8 protein-coding genes are annotated in these 7,903 nt (G+C 70.8%); 7 read left to right on the forward strand and 1 reads right to left on the reverse strand.

Going from position 1 to position 7,903, the window contains the following annotated elements; translation table 11 throughout:
• Window positions 1–37 precede the first annotated feature (37 nt).
• The 7 genes from ABD287_RS13515 to ABD287_RS13545 all read left to right on the forward strand — a co-directional run bounded on the left by ABD287_RS13515 (window position 38) and on the right by ABD287_RS13545 (window position 7,337).
• On the forward strand, window positions 38–985 hold the full coding sequence (locus ABD287_RS13515; RefSeq protein WP_344172899.1) for a M28 family peptidase: 948 nt from the start codon (window positions 38–40) through the stop codon (window positions 983–985).
• Window positions 986–1,138: 153 nt separating this feature from the next.
• Window positions 1,139–1,705 (forward strand): DUF305 domain-containing protein, encoded by a 567-nt coding sequence (locus ABD287_RS13520; RefSeq protein ID WP_344172901.1) that lies wholly within the window; start codon window positions 1,139–1,141, stop codon window positions 1,703–1,705.
• Window positions 1,706–1,814: 109 nt separating this feature from the next.
• Entirely contained in the window at window positions 1,815–2,192 is a 378-nt protein-coding gene (locus tag ABD287_RS13525; RefSeq protein ID WP_344172902.1) for a response regulator, read from the forward strand.
• 1 nt (window position 2,193) lies between these two features.
• Window positions 2,194–2,568 carry a response regulator gene (locus ABD287_RS13530; protein WP_344172904.1) on the forward strand — a complete coding sequence of 125 codons (375 nt, stop codon included), beginning with the start codon at window positions 2,194–2,196 and terminating at the stop codon, window positions 2,566–2,568.
• A gap of 60 nt (window positions 2,569–2,628) precedes the next feature.
• A complete protein-coding gene (locus ABD287_RS13535; RefSeq protein WP_344172906.1) occupies window positions 2,629–4,689 on the forward strand; it encodes an ATP-binding protein in 2,061 nt (686 codons plus the stop codon).
• On the forward strand, window positions 4,686–5,771 hold the full coding sequence (locus ABD287_RS13540) for a HEAT repeat domain-containing protein (RefSeq protein ID WP_344172908.1): 1,086 nt from the start codon (window positions 4,686–4,688) through the stop codon (window positions 5,769–5,771). Before ABD287_RS13535 ends, ABD287_RS13540 begins: the two co-directional genes overlap by 4 nt.
• A 3-nt stretch (window positions 5,772–5,774) precedes the next feature.
• Window positions 5,775–7,337 (forward strand): glycosyltransferase family 2 protein, encoded by a 1,563-nt coding sequence (locus tag ABD287_RS13545; protein WP_344172910.1) that lies wholly within the window; start codon window positions 5,775–5,777, stop codon window positions 7,335–7,337.
• On the opposite strand, the gene ABD287_RS13550 is transcribed toward ABD287_RS13545, so the two are convergent.
• On the reverse strand, window positions 7,223–7,750 hold the full coding sequence (locus ABD287_RS13550) for a DM13 domain-containing protein (protein ID WP_425565617.1): 528 nt from the start codon (window positions 7,748–7,750) through the stop codon (window positions 7,223–7,225). The two genes, ABD287_RS13545 and ABD287_RS13550, sit on opposite strands and share 115 nt — an antisense overlap.
• Window positions 7,751–7,903: the final 153 nt, after the last annotated feature.

Here is a 7,903-nt window from a genome sequence, read left to right on the forward strand (position 1 = left end):
TAGACGTTGCTGTTTCCCGACCCCCTGGGAGTGCCCGATGCGCTACCGCGCCCCCGCGATTGCCGCAGTTCTCTGCGTCACCGTCGCGATCACCACGAGCCAAGCCAACGCCGTTGCCGCCCCGGCCGCCGTTGCCGCTGGTCCCGCCCTGGTCGCCATCGATCCGCCCACCATCGCCGACGAGGCGCCTATGGTCCACATCCGCGAGCTGCAGAAGATCGCCGACGCCAACGGCGGCAACCGCGCCCACGGTCGCGCCGGCTTCAAGGCCTCTGTCGACTACGTCAAGCGCACTCTCGACGCCGCCGGCTTCCAGACCACGCTCCACCCGTTCACCCACGCCGGCGCCCAGGGCTGGAACGTCATCGCCGAGTGGCCGCACGGCGACGCCAACAACGTCGTCATGCTCGGCGCCCACCTCGACAGCGTCACCGCCGGACCGGGCCTCAACGACAACGGCACCGGCGCCTCGGCGCTGCTGGAGAACGCCCTGACGGTCGCCAAGTCGAACCTGCGGCCGGACAAGCGGATGCGTTTCGGCTGGTGGGGCGCCGAGGAGGTCGGCCTCATCGGCTCGAAGGCGTACGTCAGCAGCCTGTCCGCCGCCGAGAAGAAGAAGATCGGCGCGTATCTCAACTTCGACATGGTGGGCACCAAGAAGGTCACCAAGTGGGGCATCTACTCCGACGGCGACGCCGGCCTGGCCAGTCAGCTCGACGCCTGGTTCAAGGCCCGTAACATCCCGACCATCAGCATCAACCTCAACAGCCGGTCCGACCACGCCGCCTTCCGCGCCGCCGGCATCAAGGCCAGCGGCGTCATCTCCGAGGACAGCCTCAGCAGGTTGGACCCCTGCTACCACCAGGCCTGCGACAACGCCGCCAACGTCCTGCCGAAGGCCGAGGGCATCGCCACCAACATGATCGCCAGCATCTTCTGGCAGCTCGCCGGCGCCAAGACCGCGGTCGCGCCGGTCCGGTCCTGACGAACGGGTCCGGTGGCGGCAGCTTGGCCGCCACCGGACCAGCTCTCGGCTACCATCACAGCGGAGCAATCCCCCTGAAAGCCCTGAAGCGTCCGTCATGCCTGCCATTTGGGTGGGCTGCCGGACCATCGTGGCCTTGAGGAGGAGCCCGTGATGAAGCGATTCGGTCGAGCGGCGGCGGTCTGCGTCGGCGTGGCCATGGCGTTGTCGGGCGCCGCCTGCGGCGACGACGAGAACGCCGCCCCCGGCGGCGCCGCGGCCACCTTCAACCAGGCCGACGTCGACTTCGCCACCGGCATGATCCCGCACCACGAACAGGCGATCGAGATGGCGAACCTCGTCGACGCCCAGGGCCAGAGCGCCGAAGTCGGCGCCCTGGCCGAGAAGATCCGGGACAGTCAGGGCAGCGAGATCACCACGATGTCGGGGTGGCTGGTCGCCTGGGGAAAGCCCGTGCCGTCCCCGGGCGTTGACGGCCACGCCGACCACCCGGGCAAGATGTCCGACGCCGAGATGAAGAAGCTCTCCGACGCGTCCGGGAAAGCGTTCGACACGATGTTCCTCACGATGATGGTCGAGCACCACGAGGGCGCGATCGCGATGGCCCGCGACGAGATCGCCAAGGGCGCGAACGCCGAGGCCAAGGAGTTGGCCAAACAGATTGAGCAGGCCCAGACCGCGGAGATCGCCGCGATGCGCGCCCTGCTCGAAGAGTCGTAGCTGGCCGCTGGAAGCCCACGAACAGCCTGCCGGGAGCGCCCGTCCCAATGCGGTGAAAAATGCCGTTAAAAGGCGATAGCGTGAGCGCATCCGGGGAACGGAGGCGGGTGTGCCCGACACCACGACCCACGCCCTCGTCATCGAGGACGAGCCCGACGTGCTGGACCTGCTCGCCCGGCACATCAGCCGGCTCGGCATGCGGGTCAGCCGGGCCAGCTCCGGCGGCGCCGGCCTGACCAAGGCGCTCGCCGATGTCCCCGACGTGGTCATCGTCGACATCAATCTTCCCGATATCGACGGCCGCGAAGTCATCCGGCGGCTGCGGGCGGACGAACGGACCAGCGACTGCTCCATCGTCGTCTGTTCGGTTCTCGATCGCGACGACCTCATCGCGCTGGGCGCCGACGCCATCCTGGCCAAGCCCTTCCAGCGTGCCTCGGTCGCGGAGGTGTTCGCCGACCTGTCGATCAGTCCGGAAGGGAAATGACGTGACCACGGTCCTTATCGCCGACGACGACGCGGACATCCGCGACCTGGTGTCGTTCAAACTGGAACAGGCCAACTTCCAGGTGACCGCGGTCGCGGACGGAGAGAGCGCGCTGGCCGTCGCCCGCGAGCAGCATCCCAGGCTGGCGGTGCTCGACATCGCCATGCCGGGAATGTCGGGGGTTGATGTCTGCCGGCTGCTGCGTGGCGACCCGAGCACCAAGGACATGATGATCATCCTGTTGACGGCGCGGGTGCAGGAGCACGACATCGAGGGCGGTTTCTCCGCCGGCGCCGACGACTACGTGACCAAGCCCTTCAGCCCGCGGGAGCTCGTGTCGCGCGTGGAGGCCCTGCTCGCCCGGGCCCGTCCCTGATGACCCACGTGAGAGCGGACGCCACACGATGAAGGCCGCGCCCGCGACGAACGCCGCGCGATGAGGACCACCAGCGTCGAGCGGTTGCTTAACCGCGCCTTCGGCACCCTGATGGTCCTCATCCTGGCGGCCGGAGCCGCCGGCATCGCCGCGTCCGCGCTGCAGTACCAGTCGATCCAGTTGCTCACCGAACGCGTCGTGCCGCTGCGTCTGGCCAACAAGCAACTGCACAACGAGATGTCCCAGGCCCAGAGCGCCCTGCGCGGTTACCTGCTGCTGGGAGATCCTGCCCTCCTGGCCGAACACCGCCGCCACGCCGCGCAACAGCCGCTCGCCGTGGCCCGGATGCGGGAGCTGGCCCGCGTCGACGCCGACCGGGCCGACATCGACGATCAGGACCTGGCCGCCCAGGCGTGGCGGGACCACGCCCTCGTCCAGACCCGGACCGCGCCGCGCAGCGCCGCCGCGCTCGTCACCTCCGAACGGGGCCGCCGGCTCTACGCCCCGATGATCGTGGCAAACGCTCGGATGGACGCCCGGTTGGCAGCCGACGCCGACCGCCTACGGGCCCGCGCGGCCACGATCCGATCGGTCACGCTGACCACGTCGCTGCTGACCATCATCGCGGCGGCACTCGTCGCCGCGCTCACGGCGGTACGGGTCTTCAGTCGGATCAACGCTCCGTTACAGGACATCGTGCGCGTGCTCGACCGGCTCCGGCACGGCGAGGTCGGCGTCCGCGCGCCCGACAACAGCGGCCTGGTCGAGATCCGTGCCGTCGTTCAGGCGCTCAACGAACTCGCCGACACCAACGACCGCGCCAGACGCTCCGCGGCCGAGCGGACCCGTCTGGACGGCGCCGCCCGGGAGGTTGGCATCGATATCAGGCAGCACATGTCGGTCGCCTCGGCGATCGAGGCCGCGGCGGCCGGTCTCGGCCGGATGCTGGCCGCGGAGCACGTCCTGGTCCGGCTGCCGGACGGCCAGAACTGCCTCTGGAGCGACGCCGACGCCGCCCCGGACGCCTCCGACGCGTTGCGGCGTTATCTGGACCTGCCGTTGGAACTGGCCCTCTTCGACACCGACACCAGCAGCTTCGGCTGGGCCGCCGACCAGCCGGGCCCCACGCCGCTGTCGGACCGCCAGGCCGACGTGCTCACCGCCGCCGGCGCGCACAGCGTGCTCGTCATCGCCTTCCGCGACCCGGACACGCCCGCCATCGGCACGGTGACCGTCGTACGAACCGAACCGGACGCCGCGGCGGCCTTCACCGAGGGCGAGGTCCAGGTGACCGAGGGTCTCGTCGCCGGCTTTCGTCGGGGCCTGGCCAAAGCCCAGCTCTTCGAGCAGGAGCAGGAGCTGGTGCGCCGGCTCAAAGCGCTGGACCAGGCGAAGACCGACTTCATGTCGACCGTCTCGCACGAGCTGCGGACCCCGCTGACCAGCATCTCCGGCTACCTGGAGATGCTGCGCGACGGCGACGCCGGGGAGATCAGCGATGACCAGGACCGGATGCTCGCGGTCATCGAACGCAACACCAGTCGGCTCCGGTCGCTCATCGAGGACCTGCTCGTGCTGTCCCGGATCGAGGCCGGCGCCCTCCGACTCCATCGGAGCCCGTGCGACATCGGCCCGCTCGTGGACGCCGCGGTCGCCGCGATGCTCCCGGCGGCCGAGGAGAACGGCGTCCAGCTCAACGCCGAGATCGAGACGGGTCTGGTGGCCTTCGTCGACCCGGCGCAGTTCGACCGGGTGCTGGTCAATCTGCTCAACAACGCGGTGAAGTTCACTCCCGGCGGCGGGGAAGTGACCGTCCTCGCCCGCCACGACGCCGACGGCGTCCTCGTCCGGGTCGCCGACACGGGCATCGGCATTCCCGAGGCCGAGCAGCCAGAGCTGTTCACCCGGTTTTTCCGCGCCAGCAACGCCATCGAGCGGGCCATCCCCGGCACCGGCCTCGGCCTGCCGATCGTGCGGACCATCATCGTGCGCCACGGCGGTCACATCGCGGTGGAGTCAGCCCTCGATCGCGGCACCATCGTCACGGTGCGGGTCCCGGACCAGGCACATACGCCGGCCGAAACCCAGCCGGCGGCGGTCGGCGCGCCGGAGGCGCCGTGAACGATGCTCTCATCATCACGGTGATCGTCCTGGCGGGCGTGGCCGTCGCCATCATCGTGGCCACGACGCTGATCCGGTTCCTGCGACTACGTCGGGAGCGCCGCCAGGCCCGGTTGGCCGCCGGCCCGCGGCGGGAGCTGCTGGCCTTCGCTGCCGAGCCGGACGCGTCCGGCGCCGACCGCCTGGCAGCCATGCCGCAGCGGCAGTGGCAACACATCGAGCCCGCCGCGCTGGCCCTGCTGGGAAAACTGCGCGGCGACGGGTACCAGGCGCTCGCGCAGGTGTTCGACCGGCGGGGTATCGCCGAGGAGGCGATCCGGCAGACCCGCTCCCGTTCCCCGGTGGTCCGGGCCCGTCACGCCGAGCTGCTCGGGGCGCTGCGGCACGGTCCGGCGGCGCCGGACCTGGCGCGGCTGCTGCGCGACCGCGATGTCGAGGTGGTCGTCGTGGCGATCCGGGCGCTCGGCCACGTCGGCGACCCGCGGGCCGCCCCGGCGCTGCTGGACACCCTGGCCGGCGACCGTTCTGTTCCCGCGCACCTGGTCGCCCAGTCGCTCACCCAGCTTGGCCCGGACGCCGTCCCGGCGCTCATGGACGCCCTGGCCGCGCCCGCCGCGACCGAGCGGCTCACCGCCGTCCAGGCGATGGGGATGCTCGGCGACCCGCGGCCCAGCCGGGCGGTGGCCGGCGTCATCGCCGCCGACCCCGATCTGGCCGTGCGGGTCGCCGCCGCCCGCACGCTGGGCGAACTTGGCGCCCGGGTGGGGCTGGAGCCGCTGGTGGCGGCGTTGGCGCCCCGGTCGCCGCCGGACCTGCGGGCGGCAGCGGCGACAGCCCTCGGCGCGCTCGGCGCGCCAACGGCCGCGCCGGCGTTGGGCGCCCTGCTGAACGATCCCATCTACCAGGTGGCGCACGCCGCGGCCCGCGCGCTGCGCCGACTGGGCGGCCCCGGACTCAACGAGCTGACCGGCGCGGCAGCCGGACCGTCCGAATGGACCGCCGCGCACGCCCGCGAGGCGCTCGCCATGGCCGCCCTCGCCAACCCCGCCCGGACCGCCCGGCCGTCGCCGCTGGAGGTGTGACGTTTGGAGACCCTGCTGTCGCTGCTCAGGGCGGCCGACTACGCCTTCCTGCTCTACTTCGCGGCCATCAACACCAGCTACCTGGTGTTACTGGTCCTGGCGGCTCAGGAGTTCGGCCGGCACGCGCGCCGGGCGCCGTTCGCCGGGGCCGACGACATGCTGCGCAGCCCACTGACCTTCCCGATCTCGATCATCGTGCCGGCCTACAACGAGGGCCCCGGGATCGTCGCGGCGGTGCAGGCTATCGCAGCCCTGGAATACCCGACTTTCGAGATCATCGTGGTGGACGACGGCTCCACCGACGACACCGTCGACCGGCTGCGCGACCAGTTCCAACTGGTAGCGACCCCCCGGGTGGTCCCGAGCGCTGTCGCCTACACCGGACAGGTCCGTGCCACTTACGTCTCGGCCACCAATCCCGACGGGCTGCTGGTGGTCAGCAAGGCCAACGGCGGGAAGGCCGACGCCCTGAACGTCGGCATCAACATGGCCCGGTTCCCGTTGTTGTGCATGGTCGACGCCGACTCGGTCATGGACCCGCGGGCGCTGCTCGCGGTGGCCAAGCCGTTCGTTGACGACCCGGTGCGGGTGGCGGCCACCGGGGGAGTGGTACGTATCGCCAACGGATGCCGGGTGGTCGCCGGCCGGGTCGTCGAGGTGGGCATGCCGCGGCAGTGGCTGCCCCGAATCCAGGTGATCGAGTACCTGCGCGCTTTCCTCATGGGTCGGGCCGGCTGGTCCCGGCTCGGCGGTCTGGTCGTCATCTCCGGCGCGTTCGGCCTGTTCCGACGGGATCTGGTGGTGCTGGCCGGCGGAATGGCCAGCGACTGCATCGGTGAGGACGCCGAGCTGGTCGTGCGTCTGCACCGGCGCCTGAGCGCCACCGGCGGTGACTACCGGGTGGTCTTCGTCTCCGAGCCGGTCTCCTGGAGCGAGGCGCCGTCGACCTTGGCGGCTTTGGGCAAACAGCGGCGACGGTGGCACCGGGGTCTGGCCGAGATCCTGGTCCGGCACCGACGCATGATCGGCAATCCCCGGTACGGCCGGATCGGGCTGTTGGCGCTGCCCTGGTACCTGCAGTTCGAGCTGTTGGCGCCGGTTGTCGAGTTGCTGGCCGTGGTCCTCGTGCCGGCCGGGCTCTACGCCGGCGCGGTCAATGTCGACTTCGCCTGGCGGTTCCTGCTGGTCGCCTACGGCTACGCGTTCGTCATCAGTCTCGCCGCGCTGTTGCTGGAGGAGCTGTCCTTCCACCGCTACCCGCGCTGGCGGGACCTGGGGCTGGGTTTCGTCGCGGCGGTGATCGAGAATCTCGGCTACCGGCAGCTCATGGCCTGGTGGCAGCTGCGCGGCATCTGGGACGCCGTCCGTGGCGGACGCCACGACTGGGGCCGTCACCAACGGCAGGGCTTCCACGGCGACCAGTCGACCGCCGGCCCGCCGGTCGCGGTCGGTCAGCCCGCGCCGCGCGGGGTCAGCGCCGCCGCGCCGAAGGAGACCGAGAACCGCCTGCACCAGATCGACACGCTGGGTAGCTCGTCGAGGTCGACTGACGGCGGAATCGGATAGATCTGGTCGCCGCGGTTGCCCTTGAGCTTTCCCAGCTCAACCCATTCACCGTCGTCGAAGACCCGCCAGCCGGCGACCCCCGGGCGGACCGGCTGGTCGCTGAGCCACACCCGTAGGTCCGGGCCGTTCGAGGTGCTGAGGTCGGCGATGAGCAACTGCCGACGACCGTCGGCCAGGCGCACGACCCGGACCTCCCCGGTCGTCTCGTGCTCGTGGGTGATGAAGGTCCCCGCCGCCAGGAGCTGGTTCCCCGCGTCGGGGGTGGGGGCGGCGTCGGCCTGCGGCAGCGCCTCGCGCACCTCGGTGTCGACGATCAGCTTCCACGGCTGGAACCAGCACAGCCCGGCGGCCAGGGCCACGGTCAGCAGGAGGGCCAGGGCCCAGCCCAGGGGACGGCGGAGTAGTTTTTTCACCCGTTCAGTGAAGCAGCGCGGGCGATGTCTTCGGGGCAGGTAGCGACGAGCGCCGGGGACCCTCGGCGTCGCCGGTCGCCAATCGGCCGGCATTGTCGTCCATTCGGACTATTCCAACGTCAGCAACGACAGACAGACCACAATTCAGCCAGA

The sequence above is a fragment of the Pilimelia columellifera subsp. columellifera genome (assembly GCF_039532605.1).
Lineage (GTDB): Bacteria > Actinomycetota > Actinomycetes > Mycobacteriales > Micromonosporaceae > Pilimelia > Pilimelia columellifera.